The 23,492-nt window shown below is 71.7% G+C and carries 24 protein-coding genes; 8 read left to right on the plus strand and 16 right to left on the minus strand.

Annotated elements, in window-relative coordinates; genetic code table 11:
- Nucleotides 1–21 precede the first annotated feature (21 nt).
- From ACFWN7_RS11490 to ACFWN7_RS11520, 7 genes are all read right to left on the minus strand, one after another.
- Entirely contained in the window at nucleotides 22–1,917 is a 1,896-nt protein-coding gene (locus ACFWN7_RS11490) for a hypothetical protein (protein WP_376938945.1), read from the minus strand.
- Nucleotide 1,918: 1 nt separating this feature from the next.
- Nucleotides 1,919–4,789: an MMPL family transporter gene (locus ACFWN7_RS11495; RefSeq protein ID WP_376938946.1), complete on the minus strand. Its 2,871-nt coding sequence runs from the start codon at nucleotides 4,787–4,789 to the stop codon at nucleotides 1,919–1,921.
- A gap of 7 nt (nucleotides 4,790–4,796) precedes the next feature.
- A complete protein-coding gene (locus tag ACFWN7_RS11500; protein WP_376938979.1) occupies nucleotides 4,797–5,144 on the minus strand; it encodes a PIN domain-containing protein in 348 nt (115 codons plus the stop codon).
- A gap of 155 nt (nucleotides 5,145–5,299) precedes the next feature.
- A complete protein-coding gene (locus ACFWN7_RS11505; RefSeq protein ID WP_376938947.1) occupies nucleotides 5,300–5,716 on the minus strand; it encodes a hypothetical protein in 417 nt (138 codons plus the stop codon).
- A 61-nt stretch (nucleotides 5,717–5,777) separates the two neighbouring features.
- A complete protein-coding gene (locus tag ACFWN7_RS11510) occupies nucleotides 5,778–6,800 on the minus strand; it encodes a 1-aminocyclopropane-1-carboxylate deaminase (RefSeq protein WP_376938948.1) in 1,023 nt (340 codons plus the stop codon).
- Between the two features lie 52 nt (nucleotides 6,801–6,852).
- Entirely contained in the window at nucleotides 6,853–7,593 is a 741-nt protein-coding gene (locus ACFWN7_RS11515; RefSeq protein ID WP_376938949.1) for a GntR family transcriptional regulator, read from the minus strand.
- Between the two features lie 61 nt (nucleotides 7,594–7,654).
- Nucleotides 7,655–7,975: a hypothetical protein gene (locus ACFWN7_RS11520; protein WP_376938950.1), complete on the minus strand. Its 321-nt coding sequence runs from the start codon at nucleotides 7,973–7,975 to the stop codon at nucleotides 7,655–7,657.
- A gap of 276 nt (nucleotides 7,976–8,251) precedes the next feature.
- On the opposite strand from ACFWN7_RS11520, the gene ACFWN7_RS11525 reads away from it, so the two are divergent.
- Genes ACFWN7_RS11525 through ACFWN7_RS11535 form a run of 3 tightly spaced genes read left to right on the plus strand, consistent with a single transcriptional unit; the run spans nucleotide 8,252 to nucleotide 10,492 of the window.
- Nucleotides 8,252–9,775 carry an ATP-dependent DNA ligase gene (locus ACFWN7_RS11525; RefSeq protein ID WP_376938951.1) on the plus strand — a complete coding sequence of 508 codons (1,524 nt, stop codon included), beginning with the start codon at nucleotides 8,252–8,254 and terminating at the stop codon, nucleotides 9,773–9,775.
- A gap of 47 nt (nucleotides 9,776–9,822) precedes the next feature.
- Nucleotides 9,823–10,098: a type II toxin-antitoxin system Phd/YefM family antitoxin gene (locus tag ACFWN7_RS11530; RefSeq protein ID WP_376938952.1), complete on the plus strand. Its 276-nt coding sequence runs from the start codon at nucleotides 9,823–9,825 to the stop codon at nucleotides 10,096–10,098.
- 1 nt (nucleotide 10,099) lies between these two features.
- Nucleotides 10,100–10,492: a type II toxin-antitoxin system VapC family toxin gene (locus tag ACFWN7_RS11535; RefSeq protein WP_376938953.1), complete on the plus strand. Its 393-nt coding sequence runs from the start codon at nucleotides 10,100–10,102 to the stop codon at nucleotides 10,490–10,492.
- 74 nt (nucleotides 10,493–10,566) lie between these two features.
- Here the strand turns inward: ACFWN7_RS11535 and ACFWN7_RS11540 are convergent, their stop codons facing one another.
- Nucleotides 10,567–11,184, minus strand: coding sequence for a dihydrofolate reductase family protein (locus tag ACFWN7_RS11540; RefSeq protein ID WP_376938954.1), 618 nt, complete (start codon nucleotides 11,182–11,184; stop codon nucleotides 10,567–10,569).
- Between the two features lie 277 nt (nucleotides 11,185–11,461).
- Between ACFWN7_RS11540 and ACFWN7_RS11545 the strand changes: the two genes are divergently transcribed.
- Nucleotides 11,462–13,432 carry an NHL repeat-containing protein gene (locus tag ACFWN7_RS11545; protein ID WP_376938955.1) on the plus strand — a complete coding sequence of 657 codons (1,971 nt, stop codon included), beginning with the start codon at nucleotides 11,462–11,464 and terminating at the stop codon, nucleotides 13,430–13,432.
- Between the two features lie 10 nt (nucleotides 13,433–13,442).
- Here the strand turns inward: ACFWN7_RS11545 and ACFWN7_RS11550 are convergent, their stop codons facing one another.
- From ACFWN7_RS11550 to ACFWN7_RS11565, 4 genes are read right to left on the minus strand one after another with little or no spacing between them, the layout of a single operon-like run.
- Nucleotides 13,443–15,815 (minus strand): ATP-binding protein, encoded by a 2,373-nt coding sequence (locus ACFWN7_RS11550; protein ID WP_376938956.1) that lies wholly within the window; start codon nucleotides 15,813–15,815, stop codon nucleotides 13,443–13,445.
- A gap of 57 nt (nucleotides 15,816–15,872) precedes the next feature.
- Entirely contained in the window at nucleotides 15,873–16,082 is a 210-nt protein-coding gene (locus tag ACFWN7_RS11555; RefSeq protein ID WP_376938957.1) for a hypothetical protein, read from the minus strand.
- 1 nt (nucleotide 16,083) lies between these two features.
- Nucleotides 16,084–16,329 carry a hypothetical protein gene (locus ACFWN7_RS11560; RefSeq protein ID WP_376938958.1) on the minus strand — a complete coding sequence of 82 codons (246 nt, stop codon included), beginning with the start codon at nucleotides 16,327–16,329 and terminating at the stop codon, nucleotides 16,084–16,086.
- Nucleotides 16,330–16,363: 34 nt separating this feature from the next.
- Nucleotides 16,364–17,239 (minus strand): class I SAM-dependent methyltransferase, encoded by an 876-nt coding sequence (locus ACFWN7_RS11565; RefSeq protein WP_376938959.1) that lies wholly within the window; start codon nucleotides 17,237–17,239, stop codon nucleotides 16,364–16,366.
- A 133-nt stretch (nucleotides 17,240–17,372) separates the two neighbouring features.
- Between ACFWN7_RS11565 and ACFWN7_RS11570 the strand changes: the two genes are divergently transcribed.
- Both ACFWN7_RS11570 and ACFWN7_RS11575 read left to right on the plus strand, forming a co-directional pair.
- Nucleotides 17,373–17,882, plus strand: a complete 510-nt coding sequence (locus tag ACFWN7_RS11570) for a histidine phosphatase family protein (RefSeq protein WP_376938960.1) — start codon at nucleotides 17,373–17,375, stop codon at nucleotides 17,880–17,882.
- A 149-nt stretch (nucleotides 17,883–18,031) separates the two neighbouring features.
- Nucleotides 18,032–18,568 carry a hypothetical protein gene (locus ACFWN7_RS11575; protein WP_376938961.1) on the plus strand — a complete coding sequence of 179 codons (537 nt, stop codon included), beginning with the start codon at nucleotides 18,032–18,034 and terminating at the stop codon, nucleotides 18,566–18,568.
- A 62-nt stretch (nucleotides 18,569–18,630) separates the two neighbouring features.
- Here ACFWN7_RS11575 and ACFWN7_RS11580 read toward each other — a convergent pair whose 3' ends face one another.
- Entirely contained in the window at nucleotides 18,631–19,731 is a 1,101-nt protein-coding gene (locus tag ACFWN7_RS11580) for a phage tail sheath family protein (RefSeq protein ID WP_376938962.1), read from the minus strand.
- A gap of 52 nt (nucleotides 19,732–19,783) precedes the next feature.
- Between ACFWN7_RS11580 and ACFWN7_RS11585 the strand changes: the two genes are divergently transcribed.
- Nucleotides 19,784–20,890 carry a cytochrome b/b6 domain-containing protein gene (locus ACFWN7_RS11585; RefSeq protein ID WP_376938963.1) on the plus strand — a complete coding sequence of 369 codons (1,107 nt, stop codon included), beginning with the start codon at nucleotides 19,784–19,786 and terminating at the stop codon, nucleotides 20,888–20,890.
- 31 nt (nucleotides 20,891–20,921) lie between these two features.
- Entirely contained in the window at nucleotides 20,922–21,518 is a 597-nt protein-coding gene (locus ACFWN7_RS11590; protein WP_376938964.1) for a class I SAM-dependent methyltransferase, read from the plus strand.
- Here ACFWN7_RS11590 and ACFWN7_RS11595 read toward each other — a convergent pair.
- The 3 genes from ACFWN7_RS11595 to ACFWN7_RS11605 form a co-directional block, all read right to left on the minus strand.
- Nucleotides 21,515–21,682 carry a hypothetical protein gene (locus ACFWN7_RS11595; RefSeq protein ID WP_376938965.1) on the minus strand — a complete coding sequence of 56 codons (168 nt, stop codon included), beginning with the start codon at nucleotides 21,680–21,682 and terminating at the stop codon, nucleotides 21,515–21,517. The genes ACFWN7_RS11590 and ACFWN7_RS11595 overlap by 4 nt on opposite strands.
- Nucleotides 21,679–22,518: a GAF domain-containing protein gene (locus ACFWN7_RS11600; protein WP_376938966.1), complete on the minus strand. Its 840-nt coding sequence runs from the start codon at nucleotides 22,516–22,518 to the stop codon at nucleotides 21,679–21,681. The genes ACFWN7_RS11595 and ACFWN7_RS11600 overlap by 4 nt, the downstream gene beginning before the upstream one ends.
- Before the next feature lie 161 nt (nucleotides 22,519–22,679).
- Nucleotides 22,680–23,471, minus strand: coding sequence for an EI24 domain-containing protein (locus ACFWN7_RS11605; protein ID WP_376938967.1), 792 nt, complete (start codon nucleotides 23,469–23,471; stop codon nucleotides 22,680–22,682).
- Nucleotides 23,472–23,492 lie beyond the last annotated feature (21 nt).

Here is a 23,492-nt window from a genome sequence, read left to right on the forward strand (position 1 = left end):
GTGCGATTCAATATAGGAGTCCTATGCTTTTCCGGCAAGAGCGCGGACCTGCCGACGCGCGGACACGCCCGCGAGCACCAACGCCACCGCCACGATGCCGGTGAGCACGAGTCCGGTGAGGCTCGGCAACACGATGCCGGCATCGCCGGTGAGCGCGGCGAGCAGCAGTCCGAGCGCGGACGTCGTCGGGAGCGCCGCGGCGACGGCCTCGATCGCCGCCGGGACCGTCGACGACAGCCCGGCGGTGAGGGCGACGAGCGCGATGACGACGGCGACCAGCCTGCCGGCGGCGCCGAACGCCGCCGCCAACCCCTGGTTCGTCACGGCGAACACCGTGCCGATCAGCACGCTCGCACTCGTGAACGCGAGCCACTGCCACGGATCGACGCGCACGGCGAACAGCACCGTGACCGCGACCACCGCCCCCTGTGCGGCGCCGAGCGCGACCGTCGGCAGCACGGCGCGCAGTGCGATCGACGCCGATGAGGTCGCGGTGAGGAGCTCGCGGGTCGGCACCGCCTGTCGCGCGAGCGCGATGACGAGCCCGCCGAGCCACAGTGCGATCACGCAGAACAGCGGCAACGACTGGAAGCCCTTCTCGATCGGGGTGGCGTCGGCGCGCACCGGCTGCGACACCACCGAGGTGAGGGTCGCGATGTCGCTGTCGGAGTAGGTGGGGATCTGCTCCACCGCCTGCGCGAGTCCGGCCGCGAGCTGGGCCGCCCCGTCGTCGACCTGCCCGGCACCGCTCGCGAGGCCCTGCGCTCCCGAGCTCAGTTGCCGGGCCCCGCTGTTCACCTGGGCGGCGCCCGCGGCGACCTGGGCCGCACCGCTCGCCGACTGGTCGATGCCCTCGACGAGCTGCGGCATCGCGTCGGCGAGCTCTTCGCTGCCGGATGCCACCTGGTCGGCGCCGCTCGCGAGTTGCCCCACCTGCTGGTCGGCGTTCTCGAGCCGCTGGAGGGCCGCCGTCGCGCGGTCGCAGAGCGGCCCCGGGAGCAGGCAGATCTCGGCGACGACGGCCGCGAACTCATCGGTCGCGCCGCCCACCGCCGACGCGAGGGCGTCGACGGCCGTGGCCACCTCGCCCGCGCCCTGCGCCAGCTGCGCCGTCTGATCGGGGAGCGGCTGCGAGGCGGCGTCGAGTTCGGCGAGGCCGCCCGCGAGCGCCTCGGCGCCGGCATCGAGGGATCCGGTGCCCGAGGCGAGCTCGCCGGCGCCGCTCGCGAGCGACTGTGCGCCGCTGTCGAGCGAGGATGCCCCGGCCGACAGGTCCGCCGCCCCCGACGCTGCCTGCCCGATCTGCTCGTTGATGGTGTTGAAGCCCGCGTACACGTTGCCGAGGTACTGGGCGATCAGCTGCTGGTTGAGCGCGGCGGTGGCCGCCGCGGTCACCGCCCCGGTGAGCGCCGGGTCGAGGAACGCCGACGCGGGCGTCGTCTCGACCTCGATCACCGCCTGCTCGGCGTCGGCGGCCGGGCCGCCGATCGACGTCGCCGTCGCGGAGAACTCCTGCGGAATGGTGACCACGGCGACGTAGCGTCCGGAAGTGAGGCCGGTCGCGGCCTCGTCGTCGTTGGTGAGCACCCAGGTGAAGTTCGGCGCGGAGGCATCCGTCGCGCTTGCGCCGGCCGAGGCATCCGACCCGCTCGCGCCGGCGGAGGCATCCGTCGCACTCGACCCGTCGATCAGCCCGGCCGCGAACTCGCGGCCGAGCGGCACCGTCTGGCCGTTCACCGTCACCGGCTCGTCGTCGTTCACGATCGCCGCGGTCACGCGGTCGAGGTGCTCGGTCGGCGCGGCCAGGGCCCACACCAGGATGCCGCCGATGAACAGCGGAACGACGAGAAGGCCGAGCACGGCGAGCCGTGAGAGCCGCTCCGCTCCGGAGGTCGCGGCGAGTACCCGCGCCCGCATGTCAGCGCACCGCCATCATCGGCGCGTCGGCGCGGGACGACCCCAGGTCGACCGCGTGCACGACGGTGCCCGTCGGCAGAACAGCGTCGGCCACCGCCGCGTCATGGCAGGCGACGGCGAACGTCAGCGGGCGTCCGCCGTCGCGGAGGGCTCGGCGCGAGGCATCCGTCAGCTCAGCTCGCAGTCGGCCGCGCACCCCGCCCTCGGCCAGGCCGTCGACCACGTCGAGCATCACGATGCCGGCCCCGCTGCGGATCGCCTCCTGCGTCGCGGGCAGCGCCTCCCGTGAGCCCGAGACCCGCGCGTACGCGGTCTGCGAGCGCGCGGCGGCGGCCCGCGGCGGCACCGCGAAGCCCGCGACCTTGAGACGCCCGGCGGCCACGGGCATCCGCCCACCGAGGGCGAGCAGCACCGCACTGCGGTCGGCGGCCGTGCCGCCCCGCACGACGAGCGCCTCGCCCGCGCCGACCATCGCGTCGACGGCACCCACCGCGTCGCGCGCTCCGGCGACGCGCACGCCCTCGGCCGCGAGCGCGAACCGCGCGCCCGGCTCGGGCCAGTCGGCGAGCGCGAACTCCTCGGCGAGCCCCTCGCCCTCCACGTCGAAGCGGGGCAGCGCCCGGTCGAGCCAGCGCGGCATCCACCACGCCCGCTCCCCGAACAGCACCAGCACCGCGGGGATGAGGGTCATCCGCACCACGAACGCGTCGATCGCGACGCCCACCGCGAGGCCGAACGCGATCGGCTGGATCGACGCATCGCCCTCGGGCACGAACGCGGCGAAGACGGCGAACATGATGATCGCCGCAGCCGTGACCACGCGTGCCGACCCCACGAACCCCTCGTCGACGGCTCGCTCGGCGTCGCCGTGGTGCACGTAGTCCTCGCGCATGCGGCTGACGAGGAACACCTCGTAGTCCATCGCCAGGCCGAACAGCACGCCCATGAGGATGATCGGCATGAAGCTGATGACCGAGCCGACGTCGGCGACGTTGAGGGCCTCGGCGAAGACGCCGTCGACGAACACGAGGCTCGTCAGCCCGAACGCCGCCGCCACCGAGAGCGCATAGCCGAGCGCCGCGGTGGTCGGCACGACGACCGAGCGGAACACCATCGCGAGCAGCACGAGCGAGAGTCCCACGACGAGCAGGCCGAACGGCACGAGCGCGCCCGCGAGCCGGTCGGAGATGTCGATGCCGGCAGCTGTGTACCCGGTCACCGACAGGTCGACGCCGTACTCCTCCTCGAACGCGTCGTGCAGCGACCGCAGCTCCGCGACGAGCTCCTTCGTCTGCTCGGAGTCGGGTGCGCCCTCGGGGATCACCTGCACGATGCCGGTGTCGCCCGTCTCGTTCGGTGTCGCGAGAGGGACGGATGCCACGCCGGCAACGGTCGCGATCTCGTCGCCGAGGTCGTTCATGAGGCCGACCGGGTCGGTGCTCTGGATGATGGAGCCGGTGACGATGAGCGGGCCGTTGAAGCCCGGGCCGAAGTGCTCTGCGATGAGGTCGTACGTGATGCGTGCGGGTGCGTCCTCCTCGAGCGAGCCCGCGTCGGGGAGCGCGAGCCGGAGGCCTGCCGCAGGGACGGCCGCGAGTCCCAGCAGCGCCACCACGGCGACGACCGTCACGACCGGCCAGCGGGTGACGGTGCGCACCCAGCCGAGGAAGAACCCGCGACGGGGCGGCGCGGGAGCCTCGTCGTCGTCGATGAGGAGCTCCTCGAGCGCGGCATCGTCGGCTGCGGCCGGGTCGTCGGCTGGGGCATCCGCACGCTCGACGACACCCGGGTCAGGCTCGTGGGCTGCGGCATCCGCTCGATGCTGGGCGACCGGTCGCGAGGCCGGCCGGAAGCGCTTCGCGACGATCCGCCATCCGGCGAAGCCGAGCAGGGCGGGCGTCAGCGTCAGGGAGATGAGCACCGCGATCGCGACCGCGAGCGCCGCGGCGACGCCCATGGTCGTCAGGAACGGGATGCCGGCCACGCCGAGTCCGACGAGGGCGATGATCACCGTGGTCGCCGCGAAGACGACCGCCGACCCGGATGTCGCTACCGCGCGCGCCGCGGACTCCTCGGGTTCGACGCCCTCCTTCAGCTGGTCCTGGTGCCGGGAGATGATGAACAGCGCATAGTCGATGCCGACCGCGAGGCCCAGCATCAGCGCGAGCAGCGGCGTGGTCGACGTGATGGTGACGAACCAGGTGCCGGCGAACACGATGGCGAGCGAGGCGCCGACGCCGAGCAGCGCCGTGACGAGCGGCAGGCCGGCGGCGATGAACGACGCGAAGGTGATGAGCAGCACCACGTAGGCGACGGCGATGCCGAGCAGCTCCGTGATGCTGATGCCCGCCGCAGTCTGCGCGAACAACTGCCCGCCTACGGCGACCTGCGCGCCCGGGGGCAGCTCGGCCTCGAGGGCGTCGCCCGCGGATTGGAGGGCGTCCGCGGTGGACGGCAGCACGGCGGTGGTGCCGACCGACAGCTGGATCGGCACGAGTGCCGCCGAGCCGTCGGCGCTGAGGTTCGCGGTCGACGTGTACGGCGACGTGGCCGATGAGACCTGCGGGATCGTCGCGATCTGGGCGAGGGCGTCTTCGACCGCGGCCTCGAACGCGGGATCGGTGACCTCGCCGCCATCGGGCGCGACCGCGATGAGCTGGGCCGACGTGCCGCTCACCTGCGGGAAGGTGCGCGCGAGCGCGTCCAGCGCCTCCTGCGACTCGGTGCCGGGGATGGTGTACGTGTTGTCGGTGCCGACGCTCAGCAGCGCGCCGGCGGTGAACAGCACCGCGAGCACCGCCAGCCAGAGCGCGAGCATCCGCCCGCGAGCCCGGAAGGCCCACCGGCCCAGGCCGTACAGGGCGGATGACATACGCGCATCATTCGGTTGCGGTCTCGGCGACGCGACCGTCGGCGGGACCGGTGCCCCTCAGACTAGGACCGCGCTCGGAAGGCCCGCAACCGAACGGCCCGGCGCCGGCGGTGGCGCGTGGTCGGGGACGGCCTCTGAACTCAGGATTCGCTCCAGTCGCCAGGAGCAGTCCGGGCACCCGCTCGAACTCACGCACGTTGTTCGTGACGACGGTGAGTCCCGCGGAGCGCGCGTGCCCGGCGATGAGCACGTCGTAGCCGGCGATCGGGCGGCCGATCTGCGCGAGATCCGCGCGGATCTCGCCGGCGTGAACCGCGGCGGTGGCGGTGAAGTCGAGCAGTTCGACGAGAGCCAGGAACTCCTCGGATGTCGACGGTGCTCACGTCATCGGGCAGGGCGACGTCTTTCGGCAGGCGCATGGCCTGCGTGCGGTTGTTCCGGAAGACGGTCGTACGGACCATGTCGCTCACCTCCACATATACATGGAGGTTATCCCGAATCGCCCGGTCGTCAGGTGCGCCCGCGGCCGACCGACCAGCCGAGTATCGCCATCTTCAGTGCCAGCAGGAAGCCGCCGAGCGTCAGCGGCGTGAGCTGCTTGTCGGGCTCGACGAGGGAGTCGCGCCAGACCTTCTCGGCCGGATACCCGATGGTCATGATGGCGCCGAGCACGCCGAGCAGCCGTGCGAAGAAGACGGGTGGACGAGGGGTCACGAGGAGGACGAGGGTCGCGATGCCCTGGGCGATGAGCATCGGCGTCGGTGCGGAGAGCGCCGTGCCGTCGGACCAGTGGCGCTGCTCGATCTGTGTCTTCGGACGCTTCTCGATGAACGGCACGTCGGCGACTCGGCCCTCGCGAAGCGCCTTCCGCAGCCCCGCGATGCCGAGGAGCAGCTGCACGAACGAGACCAGGCCGAGGATGCGCATGGCGCCATGCTGGCACGCGGCTCGGATGGCGACAAGGGCCCGGCGGGTGCCGGCCGCCCGCTCAGTGGTAGCGCCCGCTGTACGCGTTCAGCGCCGGCTGCCCGCCGAGGTGGGCGTAGAGCACGTTCGAGTCCTTCGGGATGTCGCCGCTCGACACGAGGTCGATGAGCCCGGCCATCGACTTGCCCTCGTAGACCGGGTCGAGGATGACACCCTCGAGGCGCCCCGTGAGCCGCATCGCCTCGTCCGTCGAGGCGACCGGGATTCCGTAGAAGTCGCCGGCCCACCCCTCGAGCACGGTGATCTCGTCGTCGCGCAGGTCGCGTCCGAGCTCGATCAGCGCCGCCGTGTCGCGGGCGATCCGGGCGACCTGGTCGCGGGTCTCGTCGAGCTTCGCCGACGCGTCGATGCCGATGACGCGGCGCGGCCTGCCGCCGAAGTTCTGCTCGAGGTCGGCGAAGCCGGCGATCATGCCGGCGTGCGTCGACCCGGTGACCGCGCAGACCACGATCGTGTCGAAGAACACGCCGAGCTCGGCCTCCTGCGCGGCGACCTCGTGCGCCCAGTTCGCGAAGCCGAGACCGCCGAGCGGGTGATCGGATGCCCCGGCCGGGATCGCGTACGGAGTGCCGCCGGCTTCCTCGACATCCGCGATCGCCCGCTTCCACGATTCCTTGAAGCCGATGCCGAACCCGGCGGGCGACAGTCGCACGTCGGCGCCCATCAGCCGCGACAGCAGGATGTTGCCGACCCGGTCGTTCACGGCATCCGGCCACTCGACCCAGTGCTCCTGCACGAGCACCGCCTTCATCCCGAGGTGCGCAGCGACGGCCGCGACCTGCCGCGTGTGGTTCGACTGCACGCCGCCGATCGACACGAGCGTGTCGGCGCCCTTCGCGAGCGCATCGGGCACGAGGTACTCGAGCTTGCGCGTCTTGTTGCCGCCGAACGCGAGGCCGCTCGCGACATCCTCCCGCTTCATCCAGACGCGGGCGCCACCGAGGTGGTCGCTCAGCCGGTTCACCGGATGCACCGGGCTCGGCCCGAACGTCAGTTGGTGGCGGGGGAAGTCGGCGAGTGCCATGGTGCTCCTTTGTCGGTTCGGGGGGTGCTTCGTCACGTGACGGATGTCTCGGCTACGACGCATCGGCCACGGATGCCGCGGGGTCGGATGCCGCGGGGTCGGATGCCGCGGGGTCGGATGCCGCGGGATCCCCGGTGTCGTCGAGGTGGAGGAGCCGACCGAGGGTCGACCAGTTCTCTCGGGCGGCGACCCCGGCCTCGTCGGCGTGTCCGGCTGCGCAGAGCTCGATGATGCGCTCGTGGTCGGCGACCGACCCGCGGCCGGCGAGCGAGCCGAACCGCGCGCGCTCGAGGCGGCGGAGAAGCGGCGTGACCTGCTCGAGCAGCGGGGGAAGCAGGGGATTCTCGCTTGCCCGCACCGCGATGTCGTGGAACTCGTCGTCGGCGCGCACGGCGGCGTCGACGTCGCGGGCGCGAAGGGCTGCTTCGAAGCGGGTGTTGGCGTCGCGCATCGCGTCGAGGTCGGCCTCGGTGAGCTGCGGCACCGCGTCGCGCACGGCGAGCTCGTGGAGCGACGCGGCGATGCGCTGCGCCGCGAGCGCTGATCGCGTGTCGAGCGGGGCGACCGTGGTCTGCTTCGCCCGGCGAGTGTGCACGAGCCCAGCCGTCTCGAGCCGGGCGATCGCCTCGCGGATCGGCGTGCGGCTCACGCCGAGCGACTGCTCGAGCTCGGGATCGCGCAGGCGCTCGCCGGGGGCGAGCTCGCCGCTGACGATCGCGTCGCGCAACTCGCGGTAGGCGTAGTCGCGCAGCGAGCTGGGGCGCTCCGAAGCGCGCGAGCTGGTCAGCGGCATGCAATATATTACAGCCCGGAGCGGCAGAGAAGTCAACCGCAGCGGATGCGGCTACGCGCGATCAGGGCGTGATCGAGTCGACGAAGGCATGGGCTTCGTCGGCGATCGAGCGCCAGCGCTCCGCGTCATCCGTGAACGGCACCTTCGCCCACTCCCGCATCGGACGCCCCCGCATCACGATGTTGTCGAGACCGAGCTCGCCGATGCGGTCTTCCGGCAGCTTCACGACGAGGCTCCCGTCGTTCGCGGCGAAGGCGAAGAGCTTGCCGCGCACCGCAAGGCCGTCCGAGTTGAACATCCTGCCGAATGCGACATCCGGCCTCGCGAGGAAGGCCGGTGCGATCTCGTCGAGCCGTTCGCGTCCCGCCTCCCGATCACCCATGCGGTCGACGCTACGACCACGCAGGACCGCGGGCAAGGGCGACGGATGCCGCGTTCCCGCGATTCGCGCGTACCGCCCGGGGTCTCCTCCGCATCACAGTGCCTCCACCGCGCGGCGCACCCCGTTCGCAGGACCAGAGCGGAGTCAGTGCTCCAGGACGGGGTGAATCGCGGCTGGTCCTGTGCTCGTGGTACGCCGACGCCGAGCGCGGGTCGAGTTGGGGCGGCGTGCGGGTGACCGGCTGCCGATGTCGGCGGGCAGTGCGAGACTGACCACGTGCTGCTCGATGAGCTCGTGAGCACGGCCGAGGCCGTCGCATCGACGCGGTCGCGGCTGGCGAAGGTCGACGCGCTCGCGGGCCTGCTCGCGCGGCTCGCGCCCGACGAGATCGCGCCCGCAGTCGGGTTCCTCGTGGGCAAGCCGCGGCAGGGGCGCGTCGGGGTCGGATGGCGCGGGGTCGCCGCCGCGATGGGCGAGCCCGCCGCCGAGCCGACGCTCACGGTGGGCGAGCTCGACGCGATGCTCGATCGGCTCGCCGCGACATCCGGTGCCGGGTCGGTGACCGATCGTGGCCGCGAGCTTCGCGGCCTCGCCGCACGGGCCACCGAACGCGAGCAGGGGTTCATCGGGCGCGTGCTGCTCGGCGACATGCGCACCGGGGCGCTCGAGGGAGTGCTCACCGACGCGATCGCCCGCGCCGCCGACCGACCCGGCAACGTCGTTCGACGCGCCGCGATGCTGTCGGGCGACCTCGGCGAGACCGCACGGCTCGCGCTCGCCGGAACCGAAGCCGAGCTCGAGGCGGTCGGGCTCGTCGTCGGCCGGGCGGTGCTGCCCATGCTCGCCGCGACGGCGCCGAGCGCGGCGGCCGCGCTCGAGACGACGGGCGAGGCATCCGTGGAGTACAAGCTCGACGGCGCGCGAATCCAGGTGCATCGCCGCGGCGACGAGGTGCGCGTCTTCACCCGCAACCTCGCCGACATCACGCACCGATTGCCCGAGGTCGTCGAGGTGGTGCGACGCATGCCGGTTCGCGACGTGATCCTCGACGGTGAGACGCTCTCGCTCGACGAAGACGGCGCGCCGCGCCCGTTCCAGGAGACGATGTCGCGGTTCGGTGCGGATGCCGCGCGTGAGACGCTGCTGCACCCGTGGTTCTTCGACGTGCTGCACGTCGACGGGCGCGACCTGCTCGACGAGCCCCTCACGACCCGGCTCGACGAGCTCGACCGCATTGCCGGCGGGCACCGGATCCCCGGCGAGGTCACCGGCGACCCCGAGGTCGCCGAGCGGGTGTCGCGTGACGCGCTCGCCGTTGGGCAGGAGGGCGTCGTCGTCAAGGCGGTCGGGTCGCCGTACGCCGCCGGCCGGCGCGGTTCGAGCTGGATCAAGGTGAAGCCCGTGCACACGTACGACCTCGTCGTGCTCGCGTGCGAGTGGGGCTCGGGGCGGCGTGAGGGCTGGCTGTCGAACCTGCACCTCGGCGCGCTCGATCCGACCGGCGAGTTCGGCGAGCCCGGGGAGTACGTGATGGTGGGCAAGACCTTCAAGGGGCTCACCGACGCGCTGCTCCGCTGGCAGACCGAGCACTTCCCGCAGATCGAGGTGCGGCGCACCGAGAACACGGTCTGGGTCGAACCGATCACGGTCGTCGAGATCGCGATCGACGGCGTGCAGCGATCGAGCCGCTATCCGGGCGGCATCGCCCTGCGGTTCGCCCGAGTCAAGCGCTACCGCGACGACAAGCGACCCGAAGACGCCGACACGATCCAGGCGCTGCGCGGCCTGCTGCGCGGGTAACTGTCGGTCTGTGCGGCCGAACCGACAAGAGTGCTACAATGTAGAACATGAGTGAGGTCGGGATCCGCGCACTGAAGCAGAACGCGTCAGCCGTCGTTTCAGCTGTGGAGAAGGGCCAGGTTGTCACCATCACCGACCGCGGCCGTCCCGTCGCGCAGCTTTCGCCCCTTTCCACCGGGCGGCTTGCGAGACTGCTCGCGTCGGGTCGAGCGAGGGCGCCGCGTCGTGAACTGCGCGACCTTCCCATGCCGGCCCCCATGGCAGCGGGTGGCGACACGCTCAGCGCCGCGCTGCGCGACGCACGCGACGACGAGCGGTACTGAGGTGGCGCACTACCTCGACACGTCGGCGCTCGTGAAACTCGTGCTCGCCGAACCTGAATCGGCCTCGCTGCGCGAGTGGCTCCTGCAAGGCGAGCGCGAACCGGTGACCAGCGACCTCGCCCGCACCGAACTCCTGCGAGCGGTTCGACGAACGGCGCCCGAGCGCGCGGTCGCGGCGCACGAGGTCCTCGAGACGATGATCGTGCTGACCCTCGCGACCGAGACCTTCGAGTCGGCGGGCCGCCTCGAGCCTGCGACATTGCGAGCACTCGACGCGTTGCACCTCGCCGCGGCACTCGAACTCGGCGACGACCTCGAGGGTCTCGTCGTGTACGACGAACGGCTTGCCGAGGCGGCGAACGCCTACGGAATCCGAACACTCTCACCGACCTGAGCGGCGGTCGTCGTTCGCTGGGCGTGACGCGCCGACTCCGCCGGCGTGCCCGGGTCGGCCTCGGCCGTCCCCGGTCAGGCCGTGATGTCGATGCCCGTGACCGGTTCGCCCGCGCGCTCGTAGACGAGCGAGACGGCGCCCTTCGGGAAGGCGGTGGGCGGCTCGGCGAGCCGGAACGCGGCCGGGATCGTGCGGTCGCCGAACAGGCGCTTGCCCGCGCCGAACGTCACCGGGTACACCCAGAGATTGAGCCGATCGACGAGGTCCTCTGCGAGGAGCGTCTGCACGAGGTCGCCGCTGCCGATGACGTGGATCTCGTCGAATCGGTCGCGCAGCGCGCGAACCTCGGCCGCGACATCCGTGATCACCGTCGTTCCCTCCCATGAGGGGTCGGTCAGCGTATGCGACGCGACGAACTTGGGCACCTGGTTGAACTTCGCGGCGATCTCGGGGACTTCGTCGACGCCGGCGGCGGGCCAGTACGCGGCGAAGATGTCGTAGGTCTTGTGGCCGAGGAGCAGGGCCTGCAGGCGGTCGATGCCGGCGCCGATCGACGCACCCGACTCGTCGTCGAAGTACGGCGCCTGCCAGCCGCCGAACTCGAACCCGTCTTCGCGGTCCTCGTCGCGCCCGCCCGGGGCCTGGTACACCCCGTCGAGGGTGATGAAGAGGTCGACGGCGATGATTCCCATGGTGTGCTCCTTCGCGTGAACGGCGACCGGATGGCGCCTCTACGTGTGCGTCGATCGGGGACGTGCGGAATCGACATCCGCTCGCCTCATCCTTTCGCTGCGACGCCCGCGAACGGAACCCCGGACGAGCGGAATGCCTGCTCGGTCGTGGGCGCCCGGGCGGGCAGTGGCGTTCTGCTCACCCGAACTGGGGCTGATCGCATCGCGTCGATCGGCGTACCCTGCGGAGGGTCATCGGCCCGGCGCCGATCGGGCCGCCGAAAGAGGGGATTCGGCCATGTCGCTGCGCCCGAACAGACTCGCACTCCTGCTCACCGCCGCTGCGGCGGTCGCCGCCGTCACCGCTCCCGTGTCGGCTGCCGCTTCCGGGAACGCTTCGACGATCCGGGGCCACGTCGCAGTCGCCGGCTCGGCGGTGGAAGGGGCATCCGTCGACCTGTATCTCGCCGGCGCGACCGCCGGCGCGGCGACGCTGCTGTCCACCGAGACCACCGACAGGCTCGGCCGGTTCCGGATGAGCGTTCCGGACTCGATCGCCGACGACGCCGTGCTCTACGCGGCGGCACGCGGCGGCGCCGTCGACGAGACTCCCATTCCCGACGCCGTGGAGCTCGCGACGTCGCTCGGCGACATCCGCAGCGGGAAGGCCGAGATCAACGAGCTGACCACCGTCGCCGCGGGGTACTCCCTCGCCCAGTTCGCGGCGGACGGCATGATCGGCGGGCCCGCACCCGGCCTGCAGAACGCCGCCCTGATGCCGCGGAACCTGGTCGACCTCGACAGGGGGGTTCCGGCGCGGTTCCTGCTGCTCTCCCCGAACGGCACGTCGACCGAGACGCTCGCGACGTTCAACTCGCTCGCGAGCATCATCACCGGATGCGCCCTGGGCGCGAACGACTGCGATGCGTTCCTGGATGCCGCGACCGACGCCTGGGGCGTGCGCCCCGCCACGACGTGGCAGGCGATGACCCTGCTTCCCACGAATCCCTCGGGCGACGCGCCGGGGGTGTTCGCGCAGATCCCCGCGGATCCGGAGTTCACCCCGGTACGCACGTCGGCGCCGTCGGGATGGGTCATCGCCCTGCGGTTCTACGGCAACGGGCGCCAGTTCAACGGACCGGGCAACGTCGCGTTCGACGCGCAGGGCAAGGTGTGGGCGAACAACAACACCAACTGGTCGCGCCTGCCCTCGAGGATCTGCCCGGGTACCGACATGTTCCACCTCGACCCGTACGCGCCGCGGCAACCGATGGAGACGTTCACGGGCGGCGGGCTCAACGGCGCCGGCTTCGGCATCGCGATCGACACCCGCGATCGGGTGTGGGTCGGCAACTTCGGGTTCACCGGCTCCGAATGCAAGGAAGGGCCGCCGACGTCGAACAGCGTGTCGGCGTTCCAGCCCGACGGGGAGCCCATCTCGGGCGACGACGGGTTCACCGACGGGCCGCTGAGCTGGCCGCAGGGGGTCAAGTCGGATGTCGCGGGCAACATGTGGATCGCCAACTGCGGCAACGACTCCGTCGTCGTCTATCCCGACGGCGACAACACCCGGTCATTCGTGGCAGGCAGCGACGTTCCCGGGGCATCCCATGTGCCCAAGGCCTTCGACGTCGCGCAGAACACGGAGGGGTCGGTCTTCGTCACCGCGAATGCAGGGAACCAGGTGTACGGGTTCGCGTCCGACGGGTCGCCGCTGCCGGGCTCGCCGTTCGGCGACTCCTCCACGATCCGCAGGCCGCTCGGAGCGGCGAGCGACAGCCTCGGCAACGTCTGGGTGTCCAACTCGGGCGTCGTCGACATCCCCTGCAGCACCGGGTCGACGCTCGAGGCGCCCGCTCCGGGTGCGAACCTGGACGGCACCGTCGCCCGCGTGGACGCCGACGGGTCGACCGAGAGCTTCGGGGGCGCCGGGCTCACGGTGCCCTGGGGCATCGCGGTCGACGGCGACGACAACCTCTGGGTCGCGAACTTCGCCGACCAGCGGTTGTCGCACCTGTGCGGCGCCCGGGCGAGCACCTGCCCGGCAGGCACGATCGGTCACCCGATCTCGCCCGACGAGGGCTACGGCTTCGACGGCCTGCAGCGGAACACCGGCGTGCAGGTCGACCCCTCGGGAAACGTGTGGCTCGCCAACAACTGGGTCGCTGACCCGAGGCCGATCGATCCGTTCGGCGACGGGCTCGTGGTCTACCTGGGCATGGCCGAGCCGGTGCAGGCGCCGCTGGTCGGCCCGCCCGTGCGGCCCTGAGCAACCGGGCTCAACTGGCCGCAGCGCCGGCGAAATCCTCCACGAGACCGGGAGGGCAGGCCGCGGATGCCGCGTCCGCACCTGCGACCGCGGCGAGCCGGTCGAGCGCGGCGAGCGTGGCAACCCGGTCGCCGCCTGCCCAGCGCGCCTGGACGAGCGCGGTCAGGGTCATGGCCTGATGGCCCCGGTCGCCGGCCGCCTCCGCGACGGACAGGGCCTCCTCGATGATGCCGACGCGCGCGTCAGGTCGGACGCGCCCGGCCTGCAGCATCAGGCTCCGCGTGACGCACCGGAGATCGCCCAGACGCCGGAACGTGGCGGGGAGGGTCGCGATGTTGTCGGCCTCCGACGGCGCGTCGGGATGCAGTTTCGCCCGCACGAGGTACGCATGGGCGAGCTCGTGCTCGTTTCCGACGGAGAGGGCGTACTCGATGCACTCCGACACGAGCTGCTCGGCGCGTTCGGGTTCGAGGCCCCACTCCGCGGACGCGAACGCCAGCATGAAGCGGGCGTTGTTCACGTGCATGGCGTCGCCGGCGAGGGCGTAGCCGCGCATGGCCGCCTCGAACTCCACCATCGCCCGCTCGGACTGCGGCGGCGACGGATGACAGAATGCGATGCCGCGCATCTGGCGCACGGCTGCGCGCTCCCAGTCGTCGCCGAGCGAAGCGGCGATGCGTTCGGCTTCGTCGAGGTGCACGAGCGCGGATGCATCGCGGTCGCCGTAGGCGTCGGCCATGCCGGCGAGGTGGTGGGCGGCGAGCCGCGCACGGTCGCCGCCGCCGCCGTCGCCGTCGTCGCCGTCGACGATCGCGAGGGCGCGGTCGGCGAGGTCGCCCAGGAGTTCGACGTCGAGGTACGCGAGGGCGTCGCCGAGGAGCAGCAGTTGCTGCGGCGTCGCCGACGCCAGCACACGTTCGTCGCGAGCGGCCATCGCGATGGCGCGCACGCTGTCGACATCCGACCCGTACTGCTCGACGCCGATCGAGAGGTCCGCGGCGAGCGCGAGGGCCGACGGATGCTGCGCGGCCAGCGCCCAGCGCAGAGCGGCATTGACCTCGGGGCAGAGGGTCTCCGAGAGGTGCAGGGCCTCGGCGCTGTCGTCGGTGCGGGCGCGGAGGACGAAATCGTCAGTCACCTTCTGGACGTAGACGGCGTGCTGCTCGAGCACCTCGCGGATGACGGAGGGGTCGGTGCGGGCGTGAACGAACTCGCGCATCACGGCGAGCAGACGGAACCGCCGCGGCGAACCCCCGGTCGGCACGAGCATGGAGTGATCGAGCAGGCGCAGCACCACGCCCTCGGCGCCGGCGTGTGTGACCGCCGCGGCGAGGTCGATGTCGAACGTGCGGGGGAGCGCGGCGAGACGGCAGAGCATCGCGCGTTCCTCGTCGGTGAGGAGGTCCCACGTCCACTCGAAGGCCGTCTCCAACGTGCGGTGGCGGCCCGCGGGCACGGCCCGGTCGAGCGTCGCGAAGTCGCGGTCGAGCCGCTCGGCGAGCTCGCCCAGCGACAGGTGCCGAGCGACGGCGGCGGCGAGCTCGATGGCGAGCGGGAGCCCGTCGAGGCGCTCGCACACGTGCGCGGCGAGCCCGAGGTCGGTGGGCGACGGCAGCACGGCCGAGAGCCGTATCGGCGCTGCGGCCGCGCGACCGGCGGCGCCGAGTCGATCGAGGAACATGGCGACGGCCGCGGCATCCGTGCCCCCGACCGCGAGCGGCGCAAGCGGGTACACCGTCTCGGCGGCGTCACCGATCGGCGTGCGCGAGGTCGTGAGCACGCGGAGTTCGATCGCGGTCGCCTGCGCTCGCGCAACGATCTCGCCGACCGCGCTGCCGACCCGGTCGATATTGTCGAGCACGAGCAGGTACGGGTGGGACGCGAGTGCCATCACGACCGACGTCGCGACATCCGCGCCCGGCCCCGCCTCGAGGTCGAGCGCCCGGGCGATCCGCGCGATGACGTCGCCCGGCTCGGCGTGCTCGAGCTCGACGATGACGGGCACCCGATCGTTCCGGCTCGCGAACTCGAGGGCGAGACGGGTCTTGCCCACGCCGCCGGGCCCCACGATCGTCACCCAGTGATGCTCGTCGAGCAGATCGGCGAGGGCCGCGAGTTCGGTGTCACGACCGACGAATGCGTTCCGCGGGAGGCGAACGGATGCCGCATGCTCACGCCGCTCGCCCGCGGCGGCCATGAGCTCCGCGCGGCTTGCGGCGCCGAGCTTGCGCTTGAGGCTCGCGATGTGGCTCTCCACGGTGCGCACCGAGATGAACAACTCCGCGGCGATCTCGGGATTGCTCAGGCGGCGCTCGACGGCGGCCAGGACCGCGCCCTCGCGAGCGGTCAGCGTGTCTGTACGGGTGTCTGTACGGGCCGACACGGCGTTCAGTTTAGGACTTCGCGCCGTGCGCCGCACCGGCTCGCCCGTTCGGGGGGTTCAGGTGGTGGGGCGCAGAAGGCGGAGGCGGCGGGGGAGGAGGGCACGGATGCCGCGACGCGGGCGCGCGGCATCCGTCACTTCCTCGGCAGCGTCCGCGAGCTCGGCGACCCGCTCGGCGACGACTCGGCGCCGCTCGAGCTGCTGCGGCATCGACTGCTCCTCCAGCCGGCGCTGTTCGAACGCGAGGTAGTGGGTGCCGAGGTCCATGTCAGCGTCCCTGCGACGAGGACGAGTCGTCGTCGGCGACCACGTCGTCGGCGACCACGTCCGAGCAGGCGCCTTCCGGCGCGTGCTGACGGATGTAGGCGGGCTCGTAGCACATCGAGTTCGACGGAACGTAGCGCTGTGCGGATCCGGAGCCGGCTCCGGAACCGGATGCCACGCCCTGGCCGCACCCGGCCAGGACGGCCACCACGATGGCGGTGGGGACGATGAGGAATGCACGGAGGTTCATGATCTGGGTCCTTCTGTGATGAGCGGATGCCCCGTCAGCGAACCCGGGCCGTGAAGAGCAGGTATTCCCACTCCATCGCGGCGCCGGGCCGATCGAGGCCGTTGGATCTGGCGAGCTCGGCGAGTGCCTCGTCGAGGGCTCGCACCTGCTCGGGGTCGCCCGAGATGCGGTTGTACACCGCGATCGTCGGCCCGTAGCGGTGCTTGAAGTAGTCGCGGAACGCCTCGGCGCTGTCGAACCGGTCGACGGTCACGGACTGGCGCGTGGCCGCGACATGCGTGACCCGCTCGCCGAAGAGGTCGCGCACGTGCTGCTCGTCGCCCCAGAGGGGGGCGGGCTGCGCGCCCTCGGGCAGCGGCGGCGCGTACGGCTTCATGGCCTTGAACATCTGGCCGATGAAGCCGCCCGGCGTCCAGCTGATGAGCGCGATGCGTCCGCCCGGGGCGGTGACGCGAATGAGCTCGTCGGCGGCGCGCTCGTGGTGCGGCGCGAACATGACGCCGACGGTCGAGAGCGTCACGTCGAACTCGTCGTCGGCGAAGGGCAGCGCCTCGGCGTCGGCCTCGCGCCACTCGAGTTCGGCGCCCGCCTCGGTGGCGAGTCGTCGCCCGACGTCGAACAGCTCGGGGGCGAGGTCGCTCGCGACGACCGTGGCGCCGCGGAGGGCTGCCGGAATGGCGGCGTTGCCGCTGCCGGCCCCGACGTCGAGCACGCGCTCGCCGGGCCTGATGTCGGCGGCCGCGACGACGCGCGGGCCGAGCTCCCAGATGAGGTCGGTTGCGAGGGTCGGGTAGTCGCCCGAGGCCCACATCGCGCGGTGCCTGGTCTTCAGCTCGCGGTCGGCGTCGGCCTGGGCCGTCGTGGCCGGTGCGGCCGTGGTGGTGGCCGGTGCGGCCTGGGTGTCGGTCATCGTTCGTCTCCTTGACGGGTCGGATGAATTCGGATGTCCACCAGCGTGCGCCGTCCCGTTCATGACGGCATCCGTGCCCTGCACGGAGATTTCCTCAGTATTCGCCCGGAGGGGGTGTCCTAGGCTGAAGCGCATGCTCATCGCCCTCATCCGCCACGGACAGACCGACTGGAATCTCGCCGGACGCATGCAGGGGCGCAGCGACATCCCGCTCAACGCGGTCGGTCGCGAGCAGGCGCGCGCCGCGGCATCCGCGCTGATGAGCGCTGAAACCGAGCCGTGGGACGCGATCGTGAGCTCCCCGCTCGGCCGCGCCCGTGAGACCGCGGAGATCATCGCGACGACCGTCGGCGTGCCGCCAGGCGCCACCTACGACGAACTCATCGAACAGGACTTCGGTGCCGCAGAGGGCACCCTCGTCGCCGACCTCGACACGAGGTGGCCCGACCGCGACTTCGCCGACAAGGAACCCGACGACGAGGTGGGCCGCCGCGGCATCCGCGGCCTCGAGCGCATCGCACGCGACCATCGCGGGGCGCGCGTGCTCGCGGTGGCCCACGGCACGCTCATCCGGCACACGCTCGCCGCCATCACCGGCCACGAGGTGCGGCTCTACCCGAAGCTCGAGAACGCCTCGTCGTAGTTCGTGCGGCGCACGGATGCCGCGTGGGGCGTGCTCACCGTCGGCGGCGCCGACTTCGCCGAGCTGCTGCCTTCGCTCGAGGAGCGCGCCGTCGCGTGATACTCGGCCTGTCTCACGCCTGATCCGACAAGCGGACGTACAATTCGAAAATGGAGGCACCGGCCAGTACCACACTGGTCGTCGTCGGTGACGAGGCGACGTCGGCCATCCACGCGCTCGAGCGGTTCGCGAACGTGCGCGCCGCGACCTTCGACGAGGCATCCGACGACGACGTGGCCCGTTGGTCGGCAGCGGCCGACGCGCCGTACGTCGTGCACGACCGTGACCCGCTCGCACACGTCGCGGCCGCCTGGGTCGAGTTCTTCGACGACCAGTCGACCTTCGGGGTGCTCGAACTCGAGATCGAACGCGCCGTCGAGGCCGCCGAGCGGCACGCCATGAACGTTCCCGACTACTACGTCGTGCTGCATCCCGAAGTGCTGCCCATCACCTGGAGGCACTGGTGGCTCGGTGTGCTCGCGAGCGCGTCGCCGACCCGGGTCATCCCGTGGCCCGACGCCGACGACTCGCTCGCCCGGCTGCTGCGCCGGCTGCCGACCGGCCGGGCGTGGCCCGACGTGGAGTCGTGGCTGCCCCGTGTCGTCGGCGCGGTGCCCGACCGGGTGGGGCTGCCGGGCTCGGCCTGAGGGGCGTCGAGCTCGGGTCGCGGGAGGAGCGGATGCCGCGGGCTCGCGCCCGCGACATCCGTTCACGTCGGCGGCAGCGCCCGTGCCCGGATCCGCAGCACGACGAACTCGGACGGCCTGATCGGGGCGAACCCCACCAAGACGGTCAGCTCGCCGGCGTCCAACTCCCGCTGCGTCGTGGTGTCGCGATCGCAGCGCACGAAGTACGCGTCGGACGCCGAGTGACCGTGGAAGGCTCCCGCGCGGAACAGGTCGTGCAGGAATGTCCCGACGGACTCCCGGATCTCCTGCCACAGCGGCTCGTCGTTCGGCTCGAACCGTGTCCAGGCCAGGCCTCGCTCGATGCTCTCCTCGAGGAAGAGCGCCGTGCGGCGCACCGGCACGTATCTCCACTCGCTCGCCGCGGGGTCGCCGGCCGCGAGGGTGCGCGCCCCCCACACGATGGGCCGGCGACCGGGGAACCTGCGCAGTGCGTTGACGCCGCGAGCGCCGAACTCGCGCACGTCGTCCTGATCGAGGGCGAACTCGAGGTCGTCCGCGCCGCGGAGCTCCGCCTCCTGGCCGGCTGGCGCCGCCCAGACGCCCTGCGTCTCGTCGGTTCGGGCGATCACCCCGGCCACCGCGCCGGAGGGCGGAAACGTGCCGGTCGCGCCCGCTTGGGTCGGATCCCCGCGTCGCAGGCGCGGCGCGTACAACGCGGCGTTCGGGCTGGTGGTGCCGACCGCGCGCGCCGCGCCGTCGGCGAGCGCCGCGGCGATGGCCTCCGGGGTCGTCCACGAGGACGGTGGATCGACCAGCAGCATCGCCCTCCGATGCTCGCAGTACTCGGCCGCGTCGGCGATGGTGGTGCGGGCGTCCTCCTCGTCGTCGGACGTCGCGGGCAGCACGAGCAGGTTCACGAGGTCGACGGCGTCGAGCGCCGCGAGGCCGGCCCTGACGGCCGTGCTTCCGGCATCGCTGACGCGGACGACGACCGCGCTGCGGCCGCCGTTCTCGAAGAAGTCCCGCGCAGAGCGGCCGATCGAGCCCTTCAGGCTGCCCCAGATCTCGTCCTCGTCGGTGCCCCAGCCGTCGATGACGACCGGCTCCTCGACCGGCCCGTCCGGGGCGAGGCCGACGAACGCGGCGACGTTCGTGCCGACTCCTTCGATCGGTCGTGTCATGAGCTTCTCCTCGCCTCCGAGACCACCCAAGCATGACGGCGGCGGCGCGTCCATGGCGGGTTGCGTCGCGGTGTTGCGCCACGGTTCGCCGCTCGCGGGCGCCGACGCTAGGGTCGAGGCATCCGTTGTCCGTATCCGCGGCGTCGACTCGCCCGTCGAGCCGCAGTCGATCGCGCCGGCCGCCGCCGGAGAAGGAACCATCCCGGAGATGACCGTGACCTCGTCGAAGCCGAGCCGCGCCGGCGCCGCCGCCGGCTGGTGGAAGGCGCAGCGCAAGCGGGTGCTGTGGACCACGGCCATCGCGGTGGTCGCGCTCGCCGCCGTCGTGCTCCTGGCACGCTGGCTGCGCGAGATGCCGGCCGTGCAGGCGTTCATCGAGACCTACCCGGGCATCGTGCCGCCGCCCGAGGGGGCGCCCGTCGGCATCCCCGCGTGGCTCGGCTGGCAGCACTTCCTGAACGCGTTCTTCCTGGTGCTGCTCGTGAAGACGGGCCTCGAACTGCGGTCGAAGCGGCGGCCGCCCGGGTTCTGGACGCGCGACAACACCCGTTGGCCGCGCACGAAGCGGGCTCCACGGCGCATGGGCATCTTCCTGTGGCTGCACCTCTGGGTCGAGGCGCTCTGGGTGCTCGTGGGCCTCAGCTACGTCGTGCTGCTCTTCGCGACCGGCCAGTGGCTGCGCATCGTGCCCATCGACTGGGCCGTCGTGCCGAACTCGATCTCGGCCGCGCTGCAGTACGCCTCGCTCGAGTGGCCCACCGAGGACTCGTGGGTCGTCTACAACTCGTTGCAGCAGCTCGCGTACTTCACGATCGTCTTCATCGCGTCGCCGATCGCGATCGTCACCGGCATCCGGCTCTCATCGGTCTGGCCGCTCGACGGGCCGCTCGTGCGCGCCTTCCCCGAGAAGCTCGCCCGCGCCCTGCACTACCCGGTGATGCTCTTCTTCCTCGCCTTCACGTTCGTGCACGTCGTGCTCGTGCTCACCACGGGCGCGCTCCGCAAGCTCAACCAGATGTACGCCGCGCGCGACACCGACGACTGGATCGGGTTCGCCGTGTTCGCGGCATCCGTCGTCGTCATGGTGGCGGCCTGGGTGCTCGCGAAGCCGGCCCTGCTGAAGCGGATCGCAGCAGGGTCGGGCCGCGTGCAGGGGTGACGCGGGCGCGCTCGCGCGCTACCGTGCGAGGGTGACCACCCTCCTCATCGACGACGACGAGCTCGACGAGCTCGAGCGGGAGCTCGTCGCGCGCGTGCGTGGGCGCGTGCTCGAGATCGGCGCGGGCGACGGCGAGAACTTCGGCGCGTTCGACCCCGGCGTCGCGTGGATCGGGCTCGAGCCCGATGCGAAGCGCCGCGCCGAGCTCGCGACCCGGGCGCGCGAGTGGCGGCACGCGTCGGCGCCGCTCGATGCGCGGGCCGAGTCGATTCCACTTCCGGATGCCTCGGTCGACGCGGTCGTGGGCACCTACGTGCTCTGCTCGGTCGCCGATCCCGCAGTCGCGCTCGCCGAGGTACGCCGGGTGCTCGTTCCCGGCGGCCGCGTGATCTTCGTCGACCACGTCCTGGCCCCGCCGCGCACCCTGAAGCGGGCGGTGCAACGCGTCGCCACGCCGATCGCGAAGCGGGTCTGCCACGGATGCCACTGGGATCGCGACACCGAACGGGCGCTTGCCGATGCGGGGTTCGTCGGCAGCGACATCCGTCGACTGCGTGTGCGGTCGATGCCGTTCGGACCGGTGCCGATGCTGCTCTTCGACGGGCGCGCGCCGGGCGGCGACGTCTAGTGCTCGGTCTTCCGAAGCCGCTGCTCTCGGCGGGCCGTCTTGGTCGCGTCGCGAATGATGGTCTCGATCACCCGAGGATCGGTCAGATCGCGGGTGTCGACCTCAGCCGCGGGGGAGTCGACGCGAGCACGACCGAAGACGAACCCTTCAGCAGGAGTGCTCATAACGCGATGATACGCCGGGACGTCGGCAGATCGACAGCCTCGCCGGGCGGATCGATGTACGCCGTCGCGAACCCGATGGCCAGGAGGCCGGCGACCAGCTTGATCGTCTGGACATCCGTGTCAGTGAACGTCACGGGCTTGGTCGGGGGTGCGTCGACCGTGAGCATGCCGTAGACGAACGGCTGGCTCCTGATCACGACGGCGACGTACGCGCCATACGGCGCGTCGGTCTCGACACCGCCGTCCTCAGGTGGCAGAGACCGAGCACTGTTGACGACGCGGGGCTTTCCGCCCTCGAGAACCCACTTCAGGACGGCCCGCGCCGCGGGCTGCAGTTCACCGTCGAGGGAGTCGGGATAGTCGCCGGCGCTCGTGGAGAGGGGGATCAGCTTGGTGTTGGAGGGGTCGAGCACGAAGACGTTCGCGCGAGCGTGAGGGATGTGGTGAAGCAGGAGCACCGCGAGGCGGACCGTCGCCTGGTCGCAGAGCGTCTTGATCGCGCTGAGCCGGGCGACCGATTCCAGCGCCGGCATCTCTGCGAGAAGGAGGGCGATCGGAAGAAGACTGTCCTTGACAGCGATGCGCAGATTGTTGATCTCATGATCAGTGGCATCGAGATCCTGCGCGTCGCGGTACGCCCGCCACACCTGGAATCCGACCAGGCACAGGCCGACGACGGTCGCCAGAATCCACCACAGGCCGGTGAGCAGCGGCTGCACGCCCTGCAGCCCGAACAGGCCCGCGACGATCACCCCACCGAGTGCCACGACACCGACATTCACCGTGATGCGTGCCGCTCTTCGGCGGTCCACCCAGCCGAACCGATCTCTGTTCACCGGTCCCCCTCACCAGTCTGCGCCCTTTCTGCTCAGATGAGCAGTCCTCACTTGTGTGGACAGTCGGACCGATACCGCGCGGGAGATCGCGCCAGCGACCGCGTTGAGTGAGGTTCGTGCGTGAGTGAGCCTGGATGCCACCTCACGCGTACGAACCTCACTCAATCGCGGGGTCGCGGGCCCACGGTAGTGGGTGCCGGCGCGACGCGGCGACCGGAAGCCGCCGCCGCGTCGAGCGCGGACCGTGCGAGCAACGTCGACCCGGCCACGGCGGCCGGCATCGTGACGATCGCGCCGAACGGCACCATGAAGCACAGCTGCGTCGCGACGCCGAACCCGAGCAGCTGGGCGCGATGGCCGCGCAGCACGGCGCGACGAGCATGCGAGCGGATGCCGCGAGCCTCGAACGGGCGCGAGCTCAGCTCCATGGCGAGCAGCCGCCCCGACAGGACCACGCCGAGGGTCGGCGCGAGCACCGCCCCGACGACCGGCACGAATCCCGTGAGCGCCACGCCGATCGCGGTGACGAGGCCCAGTGCGATGAGCGCGGCCGAGTCGCGCACCGACCGCCAGAACCCGGTGCCCTGCTCGGGCACCTCGCCGCCGAGCTCGAGCTCCATCGCGCGCCAGATACGCTCGTAGAACGGGTCGCCGACCGCGAGGGTGAGCGCGGTGAAGGTCACCGCCGCGAGCACGATCGCGGCGGCGAACACGATCGCGCCGATCGTGCCCCGAAGGAGCGCCGGCCACGGGTCGACCCAGGCGTCGGCGAACGGCGTGAGCCAGTCGGTGAGTCCGGGAAGGCTGAAAACCAGCGCGACGAGGGCCGCCAGCACGACGAAGAACACGATGGCTGCCGGGATGAGTCCGAGGAACATCACGCCGGGCCGCCTCGCCCAGAACCCGAAGCCGCGCAGCAGCATCCCGACCCCGGAGAAGAAGCGGCCCACCACGTGCACCACTCTAGGCGGGGC

The organism is Agromyces sp. NPDC058484 (assembly GCF_042720415.1).
GTDB lineage: Bacteria > Actinomycetota > Actinomycetes > Actinomycetales > Microbacteriaceae > Agromyces.